Raw genomic sequence first — 15,958 nt, 5'->3', positions numbered from 1 at the left:
CCCCCCGACCGAGCAGATGCCGCGGATCCGTGACGACCGCCCCCCGCTCGGCCGGCCCCCGGTCGACGACGCGACCGGTCCGATCGACCGCTACACCGCCGAGGCCACCACGGCCGTCCGGCCGCACGCCGCCGAGGACACCACGGCCCTGCGGACGAACGGCGCCCCCGCCGCGCCCTGGGGCGCCGCCGGCCGCGACGACGCCGACGGCGGCCCGCCCACCATGCTCGGTTCCCCTCCGCTGGCCGACGACGAGGAGGACCGAGCCGACGCTCCGGCACGCCAGCGGTCTCCGGAGCCCCCTGCGTTCCGTCGCGCCGAGACGTCCTTCGACGGCGGCCCGCCGACGCAGGCGGCCCGCCTCGATGATCTCGATGAATATGACGACGGCCACGACGACCCCCCGGCCGGGCTCGCCGACGACGAGTACGACGACCACGACGACCAGGACGACGGCGGGTCGGCGGAGAAGCCGCAGCGCCGGCTGGGCCGCGGCGCCGCGACGGGCGAGGAGTCGCCTGGGTCGGCCTGGGCGGCCGTGCTCGCCCAGTGGATCGCCGGAGCCGTCACCGGCGCCGCCCTCTGGGTCGGCTTCCGCTACCTCTGGTTCAACCTGCCGGTGGTCGCGCTCGCGGCCGCGGTGCTGGTCACCGTCGCCCTGGTGCTGGGTGTCCGCGCCATGCTGCGCAACGACGACCTGCGCACCACGATCTTCGCGGTGCTCGTCGGCCTGTTGCTGACGGTGTCCCCGGCTCTGCTCGTGCTATTGGGCCGGTGACCCCGTGACGGCGTCCCCGGCCCCCCCGGGTCTGCCGCCGGTCGCGCTGTCCACGGCGTCGGTCTATCCCGAGGCGGTGTCGGCCGCGTTCGAGCTGGCCGCCGGACTCGGCTACGACGGCGTCGAACTCATGGTGTGGTCCGACCCGATCAGCCAGGACCTCCGGGCCGTCCGCAGACTCTCCGACCGGTACGGGATGCCGGTTCTGGCGGTGCACGCGCCCTGCCTGGCCGTCACCCAGCGGGTCTGGGACGCCGACCCGATCGGACGCATCCGCCGCTCCGTGGACGCCGCCGTGCGGCTGGACGCCCGGACGGTCGTGCTGCACCCGCCGTTCCGCTGGCAGCGCCGCTACGCCGCGCGGTTCGCCGACGAGGTGGCCCGGGCGGGCGAGCACGCCGGCGTGCGGCTCGCCGTGGAGAACATGTTCCCGGTCATCCGCGCCGGGCTGCGGACGGTTCCGTACAGCCCCGGCTTCGACCCCACCGAGGCCGGCCACGCGCACTACACGCTCGATCTCTCGCACACCGCGGCGTCGGGCGTCGACGCGCTCGCGATGCTCGAACGGATGGGCACCGGACTGGTCCACCTGCACCTCACCGACGGCAGCGGCACCTCGCGTGACGAGCACCTGGTGCCCGGCCGCGGCAACCAGCCCTGCGCCGAGATCTGCGAGCGGCTGGCCGGCAACGGCTTCGGCGCCGCCGGCGGCACCGTCGTGGTCGAGGTGAGCACCCGGCGCTGCCGCACCCGGCACGACCGGGCCGCTCTGCTCGCCGAGGCGCTGTTGTTCGCCCGGCTGCACCTGCAGCCCACCGCCACCCCTGAGGACCGGCCCGCTCCGCTGATCCGTGTCCCGGCCGCCGGCGCTCCCGCCTCGCCCGCTCCGCGGCCCTGATCCGGCTGCGTCCCGTGAACCCGCTGCGATCGGTGATCCTGGCCGCGGCGGGCAGCGAGATGATCCGGCGGGCCGTCACCGCCGCCGCCCCGACCCGTGCGGTGGTCGACCGCTTCGTCGCGGGGGAGACCACCGCCGACGCGCTGCGGGTCGCCACTGAACTCGTCGGCGCCGGCTGCCGCGTCACCCTGGACCACCTCGGGGAGGACGTGACCGTGCCGGCCGAGGCCGCGCTCACCGTCGACGCCTACACCGAGCTGCTCGGCGCGCTGGCCGACGCCGGGCTGGCCGACCGGGTCGAGGTGAGCCTCAAGCTCAGCTCGCTCGGCCAGGCTCTGGACGAGGAGCTCGCGGCCGGGAACGCCGCGCGGATCTGCGCCGCCGCCCACGCCGCGGGCACCACCGTCACCCTCGACGCCGAGGACCACACGACCACCGACTCGACGCTGCGGGTGCTCGCCCGGCTGCGCGAGCGCTGGCCGTCGGTCGGAGCGGTGCTGCAGGCCTACCTGCGCCGGAGCGAGGACGACTGCCGTGCCCTCGCCGGGCCGGGCTCGCGGGTCCGGCTGTGCAAGGGTGCGTACGCCGAGCCGGACGTGGTGGCCTTCAGCACGGCCGCCGAGATCCGTGACAACTTCATGCGGTGTGCCGAGGTGCTGCTCACCGGCCGCGGTTACCCGATGTTCGCGACCCACGATCCGGTGCTGATCGCGCTGGTCACCGACCGTATCCGGGCCGCCGGGCGGGGCGTCGGCGAGGTCGAGTTCCAGATGCTCCACGGGGTCCGCCCGGACGAGCAGCGGCGCCTGGTTGACACAGGTCACATCGTGCGGATCTACGTTCCCTACGGGACGCAGTGGTACGGCTATCTCATGCGACGTCTCGCCGAACGCCCGGCCAATGCGGCCTTCTTCCTGCGCGCCCTGATCGGGCGCCGGTGACCGCCGGATCGACGACGACCGAGCTCGTCGAATCGCGGTCAGCCGGGCAGCCGTTCCGCGAGGCCATCGGTCTCACCCCGCTCGGCGACGGCCGTTACGGGGCCGAACTGGGACTGGTCTGGGCCGTCGGTGACAAGGCTCACGGCGGGCTGCTGCTCGTGCTGCTGGCGCAGGCCGCGCTGGCCCGGCTCGACAGCGAGACCGCCGTCCAGGGCGGGGCCCCCGGGCTCGATCCCCTGGCCATCGGCGCGGAGTTCCTGCGGGCGCCGGACCCCGGTCCGGTGGAACTGCACACCGAGGTGCTCAAGCTCGGCCGCACCGCCTCCGTCGCCGCGGTCCGGTTGTTCCAGGCCGGCAGGCTGATGCTCTCGGCGACCGTGACCGCGGGCCGGCTGCCCGACGAGGCGCCGCGCTGGACCGATCTGCCGGACCTGCCCGCCGAGCCCCCGGCCGACGCGTTGGATCCGAGCCGCAACGGCGGGAGCCCGGGCCAGGGGCTGGCGGCGGCGTGCGAGCTGCGCTTCGACGCGTCGACCACCCCGTTCGCGGTCGGCGAGCAGGGGCCGCCCGTGGTCCGGGGCTGGACGCGCCCGCTCGGCGAGGAGCCGGACGTGCTGTTCGCGCTGCTGGCCGGCGACATCCTGCCGCCGACCGTGTTCAACCTGGGCGGCGGCGTCGGCTGGGCGCCCACCGTCCAGTTGACGGCCCTGATGCGCGGCCGCCCGGCGCCGGGCTGGCTGCGGCTGGAGTCGCGGTCGGCCACGGTCGCCGGACCGTGGTTCGACGAGGACCTCACGGTGATCGACTCGGCCGGGCGGCTGGTCTGCCAGGCCCGCCAGATCGCGCTGTCCCCCCTCGTCCCCTGATCCGTCCCGGCGGCGGAGCGCAGGAGCGCCCGCCGCCGGGCTCGGACTACCGTCACCGCCATGACACGGATCGCGGTGCTCGGGGCAGGGAAGATCGGCGAGGCGTTGCTGGCGGGGCTACTCGCGGCCGGTCGACCTGCCGAGGACCTCACTTTCACCGAACGACACCCGGAACGGGCCGCCGACCTCACCTCCCGGCTCGGCGTGCAGTCCGCCGACGTCACCACCGCCGCCGCCAAGGCGGAGGTGGTCGTCGTGGCGGTCAAGCCGCAGGACATCGCGCCGGTACTCGGTGAGCTGAGTGCGGCCATCCGCCCGGGCACCCTGGTGGTGTCGTTGTGCGCGGGATTGCCGACCGCGCTGTTCGAGGGCGGCCTGCCGGCCGGGACGCCGGTCGTGCGGGTCATGCCGAACACCCCGATGCTCGTCGGGGAGGCCATGAGCGCGGTCTCCGCCGGCAGCCACGCCACCGACGAGCACCTCGCCACCGTCGAGGAGATGCTGGGGGCGGTGGGCCGGGTGGTCCGGGTCCCGGAGTCGCAGCAGGACGCCGTCACGGCGTTGTCGGGCTCCGGTCCGGCGTACTTCTTCTTCCTGGTCGAGGCCATGATCGACGCCGGGATACTGCTCGGCCTGCCGCGCGCGGTGGCCGCCGACCTGATCGTCCAGTCGGCGTTCGGGGCGGCCCGGATGTTGCGCGAGTCCTCCGACCACCCGGTACTCCTGCGCGAGGCCGTCACGTCGCCTGCCGGGACCACGATCGCCGCCATCCGTGAGCTGGAGCGGCACGGTGTGCGGGCCGCCCTGATCGACGCCATCGAAGCGGCCCGTGATCGATCGGTCGAGTTGGGTCGCTCGGCGGAGCCACGCTGACCCGATCGACGGACAAATGATCACCCTGACGCGCGGCTGAATTCCTCGGCCGAGTGGAGTGGTCTGTCGAGGTCGTCACAGGGGCACCGCTAAGCTCACGGGGAACACCGAGTTCTCGCCCCGGCCGTGGAGCCCGGGGACGGGCCGGTGAGACAGGGGAAGGCGGTGTTCGGATGCCGTCCGAGCAGCCGGAGCAGCTGAATCTCACACAGGTGCAGTTCCTGACCGTGGCCGAGGTCGCGGCGATGATGCGGGTGTCGAAGATGACCGTGTACCGGCTGGTCCACGGCGGCGAACTCCCTGCGGCCCGGGTGGGCCGGTCCTTCCGGGTGCCCAAGCGGGCCGTCGAGGACTATCTGCGCAGTGCCTACTTCGACGCGGGCTGAGCCGCTCGTGCCTGGGGCGCGGACCCTTCCGGTGACGCCGCTGCACCCTTTCGGGGACCCGCAGGTAGGATGCGTGATCGGTCATCGTCTCGCCGTCCGCGTGCGTGTCACGCCGGTATCGGATGGGCGTGAGCGCAACACCCCGGCTCGTCACGCAGATCAGGAAGGACTGACGCATGGGCTCAGTCATCAAGAAGCGCCGCAAGCGGATGTCGAAGAAGAAGCACCGCAAGCTCCTCCGCAAGACTCGCGTGCAGCGTCGCAAGCTCGGCAAGTGACGTCGGCCGGCCGCTGACGCGGCTGGTCGGCGAGGGCGTGCCCGGACGGACGCCCGTGAATTCCCCCGGGTCGTCCCCTCCGCGCGGCCCGGGGGTCTAGCATCGGGGGCTCGCTCACCGGCACGTTCTTCATGGGGTTGGCTCGTTGGCACCTTCCGTTGTTCTGGTCACCGGTGTCAGCCGATTCCTGGGTGGTCACCTGGCCGCTCGGCTCGCAGCGAACCCGGACATCGACCGGGTGCTCGGGGTGGACACCGTCCCCCCGCCGCGGGATCTCCTCCGCCGGATGGGCCGCGCGGAGTTCGTCCGCGCCGACATCCGCAACCCGCTCATCGCCAAGGTCATCTCCGGCGCCGGGGTCGACACCGTGGTCCACGCCTCGGTGTCGGCCAACCCGGCCTCCTCCGGTGGCCGCACGGCGATGAAGGAGATGAACGTCATCGGCACCATGCAGCTGCTCGCTGCATGCCAGAAGGCGCCGTCGGTGCGGCGGGTGGTGCTGAAGTCCACGACGGCGGTGTACGGGGCGAGCTCCCGTGACCCTGCGCTGTTCGACGAGGCGATGATGCCGAAGGAGATGTCCTCCGGCGGCTACGCCAAGGACGCCGCGGAGATCGAGGGGTACCTGCGCGGCTTCGGCCGGCGCCGCCCCGACGTGTCCGTGACGGTGCTGCGGTTCTCCAACTTCATCGGTCCGCGCATCGACACCGTGCTGACCCGGTACTTCGCGTTGCCGGTGGTCCCGACCGTGCTCGGCTACGACGCCCGCGTGCAACTGCTGCACGAGGAGGACGCGCTGGCGGTGCTGGAGCGCGCCGCCACCGAGGAACTGCCGGGCGTGTTCAACGTCAGCGCGGACGGCGTGCTGCTGCTCTCGCAGGCCATCCGCCGAGCCGGCCGGGTCCCGCTGCCGGTCCCGAGCCTCGCCGTGGGCCCCGTCAGCCGCGTCCTCCGCAGCGCCCGCCTGGTCGACTTCTCTCCTGAGCAGATGCGCTTCCTGAACTTCGGCCGGGTGGTCGAGACCCGGCGGCTTCGGGACGAGTTCGGCTTCACCCCCCGATGGACCACCGTGCAGGCCTTCGACGACTACGTCCGGGGCCGGGCGTTGCGGCCTCTCCTCGGGCCGGAGCAGGTCGCCTGGCTCGAGCGGGGCGTGCTCGCGGCCGCACGCACGCTGCGTTGACACACGACTCTGGGATGAAGGGAGCCACCGTGCCGGAAGCACGCGTCATCCCGCTGCGCGCCGACGAGAGCGGCGTCGGAACCCGCCCTTGCCGGCGGCCGGGGGCCCAGGGCCAGGGCCGGCGTCCCCCGCGGGCCGCCGGGGAACCCCCGGCGCCCAGCCCGGTCCGGCCGGAACCCGAGCCCACCGCCGAGCAGCCGGCGTGGGAGGCGGCGCTGGAGGAGTCCCTGGACTTCGTCCGGCGCCGGCTCACCGGCGACTACACCGTCGACGAGTTCGGCTTCGATCGCGACCTGACCGATGGCCTGCTGCTGCCCGCGCTGCGCCCGCTGTACAGGAAGTGGTTCCGGGTGGAGACGATCGGTATGCACCACGTGCCCGCCGAAGGCGGTGCGCTGGTGGTCGCGAACCACTCGGGCACGCTGCCGCTCGACTCGATGATGACCGCGGTGGCCCTGCACGACGACCATCCGGCCAAGCGGCACCTGCGGATGCTCGGGGCCGACCTGGTGTTCCGGCTGCCGGTGCTCGGGGCGCTGGCGCGCAAGCAGGGTGGGACGCTGGCCTGCAACCCCGACGCGGAACGGCTGATGACCTCGGGCGAGCTCGTCGGGGTGTGGCCGGAGGGATTCAAGGGGATCGGCAAGCCGTTCCGGGACCGGTACAAGCTGCAGCGGTTCGGTCGTGGCGGGTTCGTCTCGGCGGCCCTGCGGACCGGGGTGCCGATCATTCCGTGCTCGATCGTCGGGGCCGAGGAGATCTACCCCAAGATCGGTGACCTGAAGCCGCTGGCCCGCCTGTTCGGTGCGCCGTACTTCCCGATCACGCCGCTGTTCCCGCTCCTCGGCCCGCTGGGCATGATCCCGCTGCCGTCGAAGTGGTACATCGAGTTCGGCGAGCCGATCCGCACCGACACCTACACCCCGGCCGACGCCGACGACCCCATGCTGGTGTTCAACCTGACCGACCAGGTCCGCGAGACCATCCAGCACACGCTGTACCGCCTGCTGAGCCAGCGCCGCAACGCCTTCCTGGGCTGAAGCCCTGGTCTAGCGCTTCCGGTACGCCAGGCCGGCCGCGACGGCCCCGGCCACCGCACCGGCGCCCAGCACCGAGGGCACGCCGATTCGGGCGGCCTTACGGCCGGTGCGGAAGTCACGGATCTGCCAGGACCGCTCCTTGGCCACGTCACGCAGCTCGGAGTCGGGATTGACGGCGACTGCCGTGCCGACCGCGGCGAGCATCGGGACGTCGTTCACGGAGTCCGAATAAGCCGTGCAACGGCGCAGGTCCAGCCCCTCGGCGACGGCCAGCGCGCGGACGGCGTGCCCCTTGGCGGGGCCGTGCAGGATCTCGCCGACGAGCCGGCCGGTGTAGAAGCCGTCGACGCTCTCGGCGACCGTACCCAGCGCGCCGGTCAGCCCGAGCCGACGCGCGATGATCATCGCCAGTTCCACCGGCGTCGCGGTCACCAGCCAGACCCGCTGCCCGGCGTCCAGGTGCATCTGGGCCAGCGCCCGGGTCCCGGCCCAGATCCGGTCGGCCATCAGTTCGTCGTAGATCTCCTCGCCCAGGGCGATGACCTCCGAGACCGGCCGGCCGGCGACGAAGGAGAGCGCTGTGTCCCGGTGTCCGGCGATCCCGTTCTTGTCCTCCCGGCCACCGACCCGGAACTTGAGCTGCTGCCAGGCGAAGCCGGCCAGGTCGGAGGTGGTGAAGAACTTCCGCGCGGCCAGACCACGGGCGAAGTGGAAGATCGATGCCCCGACCATCATCGTGTTGTCGACGTCGAAGAACGCCGCGGCGGTGAGGTCGGACGGCGGTGAGTCGGGCCGCTCGGTCTCCCCGGCGGCGACGGCGGCCGCGGCTGCTGCCTCGCCTGCCCGGCGGGCCGGGTCGAGCGCGGTGACGCTGTCGATCACACCCGACGACTCGGCGATCCCGGCGACCTGGAAACGCCCGGCGCCGGAGCTCGGGTCATGCTGTCCAACCACGTGCGGGCCTCCGGTAGACCGACTGACGAACACCGCTCAGCGTACTGTCGCCGGCCCACCCCCATGAGGAGTCCGTCACGGGGGCGGATGCGGGTCACCCGCCGACCGGGGGCCGTCGTAGAAGCGCCGAGGCCGCCGCGGTGGTGACCGCGGCGGCCTCGGAGGAACGCGCCGATGGGCGCTCGATCAGCCGATCGTGATCGCCGGTTGCCCGGGCAGCAGCGGGGGCAGCGTGATCGGCGGGAGCAGCGGCAGCGGCACCGGGACCGACACCTGAGGGTCGGGTTCCGTGCTGCTCCGGGTCGAGCCGCCACCCGAGTCCGACGGAGCGTCGCCCAGGGGGTTGTCCTCCGGGTCGAGGCCCGGAAGCAGGCCGCCCTCGTTCTCGTCGGTCGTGCCGGGCGCGGTCGAGCCACCCGGGGCGGACGGAGCGGTGGAGTTCCCGTTCGTCTGCGTCGTGCTGTCGCCGGCGCGGGACGAGTCGGAGCCGCCCGACGTCGCCGGGTCGCTGCCCTCGGTCCGCGGTGCGCAGACACCCTCGGCCGGGACGGGGCCGAGGTCGTCGACGACACCGGAGGTGACCTCGGTGCAGGCCAGCCGGACATGCAGCGCCTCGGTCCGGCTCACCAGCCGGTCGAGCAGGGCGATCGACTGGTCGGCCTCGGCCAGCATCGGCAGCGGCAGTACGGCCCGCAGCGCCGCGAGCCGGGCGGACTGCTCGGCGGCCCAGGTGCGCAGGTCGCCGAGGCTCGCCGCGCCCGCCTCCTGCCGGCCGGCCAGCAGCATTCGGGAGCCCTCGCTCGTCGCGGCGTCGAACTCGCTGATCGCGGACTCGAGCAGCTGCGGGTCGGGGCCCGAGGTCTGCTGCCGGGCGATGAGCTGCTCGACCTCGCTCAGCCGGGTGGCGGCGAGCTCCAGGTGGCGACGGGCCTTCGCCTCGTCGCCGAACGTCATCGCCAGCCCGGCCGACTCGGAGACCCGCTTCATGGCGTAGAGCGCGTCGCCGGGCAGCGCGTCACGGCTGACGAACACGCCCGTGCCGGCCAGCGCCACCATCACGACGAGCGCTGCGGCGCTGACGAGCGCGATGCGCCGGGACCGGCTCGGTGCCCCGGGCCGGCGGGAGGCCCGGTTGTCCCGGGGCCGCTCGCCGACTCCGCTGGGCATCTTGTGCCGGGCGCGCCGGCTGCGCGGCACGACGTGGCCGCTGCCGGTCGCCGGTGCGTGGTCCGTGACCGGCTCGGTCCCGGGGACCGCGGCGATCTCGGTGGTGATCTCACCGGCCCCCGGGGGTTCATCGCTCGCGGCGACCGGCCCGGGCGCACCGGGGAGCGGCCGGGCCAGCGGCGCGGTCTGCTCGGCCGGCGACGGCTCCGGCGGGCTCTCCTGGGCCTGCTCGGCGAGCGCGGCGAACAGCCGCTGCTTCATCCGGGCGGAGGCCTCCGGGTCCGGCGACAGCGACGTCCGGCTGCGATCCAGCGCGGCCGCGAGCGCCACCTCGTGTGCGAATTCTTCACGGGCGTCGGCACCAGGGGGTAACCCGAACTCCGCCGCCGCGGCGAACCGCTCTTCGTCCTTGCCCTGTCCCGCGGGCATGTTGGCCGTCCTCACTGCATCTCTGCGCTTTCCCGACGTTCACCCGCACAACGAGGCAGGAGAGCATCGGTTACGGGGCACAGACCGTTCACCGCATCGAGTTGCTCGTTCGCCGCACCCGTAACGCTGTGGGGGTGCCGACCGATATATGTCGCGTTCATCGCAGCCCGTCGGGTAGCAGTTGGGCGAGCCGACGGACCGCCCGGTGCTGCAGGGCCTTGACAGCGCCCTCGTTACGGTCCATCAACTGGGCCGTCTCTGCCACCGAGAGCCCCTGCAGGAACCGGAGTTGGATGCATTCCTGCTGGTCAGGGTTCAGTTTGGCGATGCAGCGCAGCAGTTCCTCGTTGGTCGCGTTGTCGAGCACCTGCTGCTCGGGTCCGCCGGTGCTCGGCGAGAGCTCGATGATCTCGGCGGTGGTCGACTCCAACCGGTACCGGCTGGACTTCACGTGGTCGAAGATCAGGTTGCGGGCGATCGTGACGAACCACGCACCGATGTCCCGGCCCTGATAGCTGACCGAGCCGATCCGGCGCAGCGCCCGGACGAACGTCTCCTGAGTGATGTCCTCGGCGAGGGTGCGGTCACCCATGCGGAACAGCACGTAACGGAACACGATCTCGTGGTACCGGTCGAACAGTTCGCTGAACGCCTGCATGTCGCCGGCCTGGCAGGCCTTGACCAGGGCCCAGGAGCCGCCGGACTCGGCGGCGCCCTCGCCGGCCTCCTGCGGGACGCCGGCGTCGGGGACCGGGTCCCGCCCCTGCTCCCGGTCCCGGACGGGTTCGGGTGGCGTGCGCGGTGGCGCGGCGGAGGCGGAGGCCTGCGGGGGAGCGGACGGCGAGGGAACGGGTGTTGCGGGGTCGGCCGCATCGACGATCTGCGGGCGCGGCCGGGGGAACGGCATCGGGGAGCCGTCGCCCGACTGGGCATCATCGTGGCGGGGAGCGGGTTCGAAGTGCTCGGCGCGTCGGGCCGTCGTGGGGGGCATCGGTACCTCTGCGCCTGCGCGGGGGCGGGCGGTGTCGGTGCGGAGCAGCCGCTGCGGTCGCATCGGGCGGGTCATGACTCCCGACGGGCCCCGTGTCGGGGAGGACACGGCGGGAAGGCCGGCGGTGCGCTGGCGACAGGCGGCATGCCACTCCCTTGGGTGAGTCTCGCGTCGAACCATGGGGTTCGGGCGTTAGGTCGTTTGTAGCGGCGGAGCATACGGCCGGCGGGAGAGCCCCCAACGGCGCACCGCCGCTTGCTGGCGGCCGTATCCGGTGAGCGGCCGACTACACGCGGTCAACGCGATGGTGCCCGTGCGTGGTCGCCTGCCCGCATCGGTCCGTGCGTCGAACGTCGGGGGAGGCGCGGCGCCCGGCTCGTGCCAGACTCGCCGACGGCCGCCGGTCGATACTGCCGACCTCGAGGAGACACGCCGTGGACATCCCCTCCAGCCCGCCCGTCGGGGATCCGGCGCCCACCCACCTGGCCGACCTGGTGTCCCGTGCGGCGCAGCGGGTTCCGGACCATCCCGCGGTGGTGGACGCCACCCACGACATCACCATGACCTGGGCGGAACTGGATGCGGCGGCCACGGCCGAGGCTGCCCGGCTGAGATCGGCCGGGGTCGGTCCGGGCGACCGGGTCGTCGTGATGCTGGCCAACGGAGCTGCGTTCTGTGTGGCGTTGCTCGGCGCGCTGCGGGCTGACGCGACCGTGGTGCCGATGGGGCTCGGTGCGGCAGAGCGTGAGCTCGGGATCGTGTTCGACGACTGCTCACCGAGCGTGATCATCGTTGCTCCGGATGTGCCTGCGGTCGAGCGTCCCGCGTCCGGCGTGGGCGCGTCGCTGCTCCCCCCGCCTGATCTCCGCGGCCCGGAGGGTGCGGGCAGCGGTCGGGTCTCCGCGGTGAGCGGCACCACGTTTGAGCGTGTCGAGAACGGGCTCGAGCGTGGCGGCGAAGCGATCGCGTTGCTCGTCTACACATCCGGGACGACGGGGGTCCCCCGCGGCGTCCGGCTCTCGCACCGGGCGGTGCTGGCCAACCGGGCCCAGACGGCGGCGTTGCGTCCGGCGCCCGTCACCCCGGTCGACCGGGTGCTGCTGTCCCTGCCGCTGTTCCACATCTTCGGACTCGGCGCCGGGCTGTTGCAGGTGTGCTGGGCCGGGGCGACGGTGGTGCTCACCGAGAGGTTCGACCCGGAGCAGTCGCTCGAGGTGATCACGAAGCACCGGGTGAGCGGCGTGGCCGGGGTCCCGTCGATGTACCACGCCCTGCTCGACCTGCCGCCCGACCGGCTGCGCGATGCCTTCGCCGGCGTCCGGCTGTGCACGTCGGGCGGCGCCCCGCTGCCGACGGACTGGCTCAACGACTTCCGCGCGGCGACCGGGCTGGAGATCTTCGAGGGCTACGGGCTCACCGAGACCGGCCCGGTGCTCACCAGCACGCTCGTCGGCGGGACGGCCAAGCCCGGTTCGGTCGGCCGGGCGCTGCCCGGCATCGAGTTGCGGCTGGTCGACTCCGAGGGCCTGTCGCTGGAGGGGCGTGCGCCCGACGAGGAGGAGGACGGCGTCTCGGATCCGGTGGAGGACACCGGATTGGTCGCCGCCCGCGGCCCGAACCTGTTCTCCGGGTACTGGCCGGACGGGGCGGGCGGGCCGGACGCCGAGGGCTGGTTCCGTACCACCGACGTCGGCTTCCTCGACGCCGACGGTGATCTGCACCTGGTCGACCGCTCGTCGGATCTGGTGATCGTGAACGGGTTCAACGTGTACCCGCGTGAGGTCGAGCAGGTGCTCGGCGAGCTCGACGCGATCGCCGAGGCCGCGGTCGTCGGGGTGCCGGATGACCGGACCGGCGAGGTGGTGAAGGCCGTGGTCGTGGTGGCCGAGGGGGCGGAGCTGACCGAGGATGCGATCCGCAGGCACTGCGCGGCGCGTCTGGCCCGGTTCAAGGTCCCGGCGGTGATCACGTTCGTCGACGCGTTGCCCCGCACGCCCACCGGGAAGATCGCGCGTCGCAAGCTGTGAGCGGAACCCGGCCCCCGTCGGGTCCCGGGAGATTCCGAGGAGGACATGCCATGGCCGACGAACCGCGGGTGACCGTGCTGACCCGTGCCGGGTGCTCCGCGTGCGTCACCGCGGAGCAGGACGTGGCGCGCATCTGCGCCGAGCTCGGCCACGGCTGGAACGCCGTGGACGTCGACTCCGACCCGGAGCTGCGCGCGGAGTACGGCGACCGGGTCCCCGTGATCATGGTCGACGGCCGCGAGCACGGCTTCTGGAAGGTCGAGGAGAAGCGGCTGCGGACCGCCCTCGCGGGCTGAGCGGAGTTTCCGCCCTCGCGGGCTGAGCGGAGTCACCCGCTGCCGGACCGAACCGGCCGCCGGCCGCTGTTCGAACCCTGTCCCGTGAGCACGACGAGCGCACGGCCCCAACCCACCCGATCGCCGCGGCCCGGGATCCCCCGGGGGTTCGCCGCGCTGATCGGGGTGCTGGCCGTGGGCGCGGCGCTGGGCGTCGGCCATCTCGTGGCGGGCCTGATCTCCCCGGCGTCGTCGCCGTACCTGGCGGTCGGGGACACCGTCATCCGGTTCTCCCCGGAGTGGCTGACCGAGTTCGCCAAGAGCACGTTCGGGACGGCGGACAAGCCGGTGCTGCTCGGCGGGATGGCCGTGGTGATCGCGCTGGCGGCCGCGGCGGCGGGCATCGCGTCGCGGCGCAGCCCCCGCCCCGGGGTGGCCGTGGTCGTGGTGCTGGGTGTGCTGGGTTTCCTGGCCGTGATCTCCGCCCCGGTGTTCGCCCCGCTGGACCTGCTCGCCCCGGCGGCCTCGCTGGCCGCGGGCGTCGTCACGTTCCGCGGGCTGCACGGCCTCGCGCTGCGCACCTACGGGGACCGGGGAGCGGCGGACCGGTCGCCCGACCCCGGCGCGGGCGGGCCCTCCGGTCCGGCGGTCTCCCGGCGTGGCGTGCTGATCGGCTCGTCGGCCGCGGTCGGGGTCGGCGCACTCGCGGCGGGGGCCGGCGGGTTCTTCCTGGGCAGGGGTGTCGGGGACTCCCGCGCCCAGGTCACGGCCCGGCTGGCGGCGCTGCGCGGGATCGAGCGGGCGCCGGCGATCCCGGCCGGTGCGGCCTACGCCGCGGAGCTCGGCACGACGACGTTCATCACACCGAACCCGGACTTCTACCGGATCGACGTGGCGCTGCGGATCCCGACGACGTCGGCGGCGGACTGGTCGCTGCGGATCCACGGCATGGTCGACAACGAGATCGTCCTGAGCTTCGAGGACCTGCTCCGCCGGCCGCTTTTCGAGAAGACGATCACGATGACGTGCGTGTCCAACGAGGTCGGCGGCTCGCTGATCTCCACGGCGAACTTCATCGGGGTGTCGCTGCGCGACCTGCTGCTGGAGGCCGGGGTGCAGCCCGGCGCGGACCAGGTGTTCACCACGAGCATCGACGGGTGGACGGCCGGCACCCCCGCCGACGTGATCATGCGGCCGGACCGCGACGCGCTGCTGGCGTTCGGCATGAACGGCGAGGCGCTGCCGCCCGAGCACGGCTTCCCGGTCCGGATGGTGGTGCCGGGGCTGTACGGCTTCGTCTCGGCGACCAAGTGGATCGCCGACATGGAGCTGACCACCTTCGACCGCAGGCGGTCGTACTGGCTCGAGCGGGGCTGGGCGGAGAAGGCGCCGATCAAGACGCAGTCGCGGATCGACAGCCCTCGGGGCTTCGCCACGGTCCCTGCCGGGAAGGTCTCGATCGCCGGGATCGCCTGGTCCCAGCCGGCCGGCATCGGCAAGGTCGAGGTCCGGATGGACGGCGGTCCCTGGCAGCCGGCCGAGCTCGCCACGGAGGTCTCGGGGGACACCTGGCGGATGTGGCGGACCGAGTTCGATCTCGGGCCGGGAAGCCACACGGTCCAGGCGCGGGCGACCGACGCGCACGGGGTCACGCAGACCGAGATGCGGGCCGGGCCGATTCCGGATGGCGCCAGTGGTTGGCCAGCAACCATCTTCACCGTGATCTGACCGGTTCGACGCGCGCGCCGCCGGAAACGGTGGAAAACTGCACATCAGGACAGATATAGATCCACTGTGGACGTTGATTCCGGCGCCGTGTCCTAACCGTTACATGAAGTGATGAACCATCTTTGGCGCGATATCGAAGACCTAGAAGTCAGGTCCGGACCGACCGGGCCGAGCCCGAGGAGGAACCCCGTGCGAAAGATCCAGCGTCTGGTGGCCGTCGGTGCGATGGCCGCCCTGACGGTCACGTCGGCCGCGTGCGGCAACAGCGAGTCGGCGTCGACGGCCGCCCCCCAGCCCACGGCCGCCGCGGCTCCGACCTCCCGGGCGATGCCCGCGAGCGACGGTGTGACCACCAACGCCGACGTGTTCGGTCCGGCCTGTTCCCAGCTCCCGCAGGGTGCCGCGCCCGGCTCGCTCGACAACATGGGTCCGCAGCCGGTGGCCAGCGCCGCGTCCACCAACCCGCTGCTGACCACCCTGGTCTCGGCGGCCGGCAAGGTCCCGGGCCTGGTGGACGCCCTCAACGGCGCCGAGGCGCTCACCGTCTACGCCCCGGCGAACTCCGCCTTCGAGAAGATCCCGGCCGACACCCTCGACGCGGTCCTGGCCGACGCGGAGCAGCTGAGCGGCCTGCTGTCCTACCACGTGTCGGGCACCCGCTACGACCGTGACGGCCTGCTCGAGGCCGGGAAGACCACCCAGCTCGCCGGCGGCACCGTCACCGTCGGCGGCAGCGGCGACAACATCACCCTGACCGGTGGCAACGGCCAGGCCGCCAACGTCGTCTGCGGCAACATCCCGACCTCGAACGCCACGGTGTTCGTCATCGACGCCGTGTTGATGCCGGCGAGCTGATCACGACCTCGCCTCACCCGGGCTCCCGGTGACCGCCCCTGGCGGTCGCCGGGAGCTTCCCTTTCCGAGGGCCGTGCCGGGGTGGGCGTCCCCTCTGTCCCCCGCCACGCGAGCGGGTGTGGCGCGCGCCTCTGCGCTGCGTCGATAGGGCGGTGAGCGGCCGTTCAGCGGCGACCACCGGTCGGCGGCGACAGCGTGGTCGTCGAGCACGGCGCGGACCAAGATCGCAACTTTGTGCGTGCGTTCACAAGCGGCTACCGTGTATTTCAGACGCCGCCAAGGCCCCGGG

16 protein-coding genes are annotated in these 15,958 nt (G+C 73.0%); 13 read left to right on the top strand and 3 right to left on the bottom strand.

The features are described from left to right. The 9 genes from HF519_RS18085 to HF519_RS18045 form a co-directional block, all read left to right on the top strand. Positions 1–778: Rv0497 family membrane protein (locus tag HF519_RS18085; protein WP_498072987.1), on the top strand; the 778-nt coding region annotated here is incomplete at its 5' end. 4 nt (positions 779–782) lie between these two features. Then, positions 783–1,676, top strand: coding sequence for a sugar phosphate isomerase/epimerase family protein (locus HF519_RS18080; RefSeq protein ID WP_169414137.1), 894 nt, complete (start codon positions 783–785; stop codon positions 1,674–1,676). A gap of 14 nt (positions 1,677–1,690) precedes the next feature. Beyond that, the gene (locus tag HF519_RS18075) at positions 1,691–2,617 is read left to right on the top strand and encodes a proline dehydrogenase family protein (RefSeq protein WP_312860181.1); all 927 of its coding nucleotides are present in this window, start codon (positions 1,691–1,693) and stop codon (positions 2,615–2,617) included. After that, positions 2,614–3,483, top strand: coding sequence for a thioesterase family protein (locus HF519_RS18070; protein ID WP_312860180.1), 870 nt, complete (start codon positions 2,614–2,616; stop codon positions 3,481–3,483). Before HF519_RS18075 ends, HF519_RS18070 begins: the two co-directional genes overlap by 4 nt. 60 nt (positions 3,484–3,543) lie before the next feature. Then, positions 3,544–4,356, top strand: coding sequence for a pyrroline-5-carboxylate reductase (gene proC, locus HF519_RS18065; protein WP_169414136.1), 813 nt, complete (start codon positions 3,544–3,546; stop codon positions 4,354–4,356). Between the two features lie 173 nt (positions 4,357–4,529). Then, positions 4,530–4,742 carry a helix-turn-helix domain-containing protein gene (locus HF519_RS18060; protein ID WP_169414135.1) on the top strand — a complete coding sequence of 71 codons (213 nt, stop codon included), beginning with the start codon at positions 4,530–4,532 and terminating at the stop codon, positions 4,740–4,742. A 176-nt stretch (positions 4,743–4,918) separates the two neighbouring features. Then, positions 4,919–5,020 (top strand): 30S ribosomal protein bS22, encoded by a 102-nt coding sequence (locus HF519_RS18055; protein ID WP_010241351.1) that lies wholly within the window; start codon positions 4,919–4,921, stop codon positions 5,018–5,020. Positions 5,021–5,165: 145 nt separating this feature from the next. Further along, positions 5,166–6,203, top strand: coding sequence for an NAD-dependent epimerase/dehydratase family protein (locus tag HF519_RS18050; RefSeq protein WP_169414134.1), 1,038 nt, complete (start codon positions 5,166–5,168; stop codon positions 6,201–6,203). Positions 6,204–6,232: 29 nt separating this feature from the next. After that, positions 6,233–7,243 carry a lysophospholipid acyltransferase family protein gene (locus HF519_RS18045; RefSeq protein WP_312860179.1) on the top strand — a complete coding sequence of 337 codons (1,011 nt, stop codon included), beginning with the start codon at positions 6,233–6,235 and terminating at the stop codon, positions 7,241–7,243. A gap of 9 nt (positions 7,244–7,252) precedes the next feature. On the opposite strand, the gene HF519_RS18040 is transcribed toward HF519_RS18045, so the two are convergent. The 3 genes from HF519_RS18040 to HF519_RS18030 all read right to left on the bottom strand — a co-directional run bounded on the left by HF519_RS18040 (position 7,253) and on the right by HF519_RS18030 (position 10,700). Then, positions 7,253–8,125, bottom strand: a complete 873-nt coding sequence (locus HF519_RS18040; RefSeq protein ID WP_438826410.1) for an HAD family hydrolase — start codon at positions 8,123–8,125, stop codon at positions 7,253–7,255. A 258-nt stretch (positions 8,126–8,383) separates the two neighbouring features. Beyond that, positions 8,384–9,793, bottom strand: a complete 1,410-nt coding sequence (locus HF519_RS18035; protein ID WP_169414132.1) for a DUF5667 domain-containing protein — start codon at positions 9,791–9,793, stop codon at positions 8,384–8,386. Between the two features lie 157 nt (positions 9,794–9,950). Beyond that, on the bottom strand, positions 9,951–10,700 hold the full coding sequence (locus HF519_RS18030; protein ID WP_211170204.1) for a sigma-70 family RNA polymerase sigma factor: 750 nt from the start codon (positions 10,698–10,700) through the stop codon (positions 9,951–9,953). A gap of 518 nt (positions 10,701–11,218) precedes the next feature. Here HF519_RS18030 and HF519_RS18025 point away from each other — a divergent pair. The 4 genes from HF519_RS18025 to HF519_RS18010 all read left to right on the top strand — a co-directional run bounded on the left by HF519_RS18025 (position 11,219) and on the right by HF519_RS18010 (position 15,669). Beyond that, the gene (locus tag HF519_RS18025; protein ID WP_312860177.1) at positions 11,219–12,811 is read left to right on the top strand and encodes an AMP-binding protein; all 1,593 of its coding nucleotides are present in this window, start codon (positions 11,219–11,221) and stop codon (positions 12,809–12,811) included. Positions 12,812–12,861: 50 nt separating this feature from the next. After that, positions 12,862–13,107 carry a glutaredoxin family protein gene (locus HF519_RS18020; RefSeq protein ID WP_169414131.1) on the top strand — a complete coding sequence of 82 codons (246 nt, stop codon included), beginning with the start codon at positions 12,862–12,864 and terminating at the stop codon, positions 13,105–13,107. A gap of 84 nt (positions 13,108–13,191) precedes the next feature. Continuing rightward, positions 13,192–14,814, top strand: a complete 1,623-nt coding sequence (locus HF519_RS18015; RefSeq protein ID WP_312860176.1) for a molybdopterin-dependent oxidoreductase — start codon at positions 13,192–13,194, stop codon at positions 14,812–14,814. Positions 14,815–15,003: 189 nt separating this feature from the next. Beyond that, positions 15,004–15,669, top strand: coding sequence for a fasciclin domain-containing protein (locus HF519_RS18010; RefSeq protein WP_438826408.1), 666 nt, complete (start codon positions 15,004–15,006; stop codon positions 15,667–15,669). Positions 15,670–15,958 lie beyond the last annotated feature (289 nt).

It is taken from the genome of Pseudonocardia bannensis, assembly GCF_012911875.1.
GTDB lineage: Bacteria > Actinomycetota > Actinomycetes > Mycobacteriales > Pseudonocardiaceae > Pseudonocardia > Pseudonocardia bannensis.
Note: the sequence above shows the minus strand (reverse complement) of the source record. Positions and strands in the feature narration are given on the sequence as shown.

Coding starts and splice junctions, on each gene's coding strand:
- proC (WP_169414136.1), top strand. CDS start 3,544: ATGACACGGATCGCGGTGCTCGGGGCAGGGAAGATCGGCGAGGCGTTG.
- HF519_RS18020 (WP_169414131.1), top strand. CDS start 12,862: ATGGCCGACGAACCGCGGGTGACCGTGCTGACCCGTGCCGGGTGCTCC.
- HF519_RS18035 (WP_169414132.1), bottom strand. CDS start 9,793: ATGCCCGCGGGACAGGGCAAGGACGAAGAGCGGTTCGCCGCGGCGGCG.
- HF519_RS18030 (WP_211170204.1), bottom strand. CDS start 10,700: ATGCCGTTCCCCCGGCCGCGCCCGCAGATCGTCGATGCGGCCGACCCC.
- HF519_RS18060 (WP_169414135.1), top strand. CDS start 4,530: ATGCCGTCCGAGCAGCCGGAGCAGCTGAATCTCACACAGGTGCAGTTC.
- HF519_RS18055 (WP_010241351.1), top strand. CDS start 4,919: ATGGGCTCAGTCATCAAGAAGCGCCGCAAGCGGATGTCGAAGAAGAAG.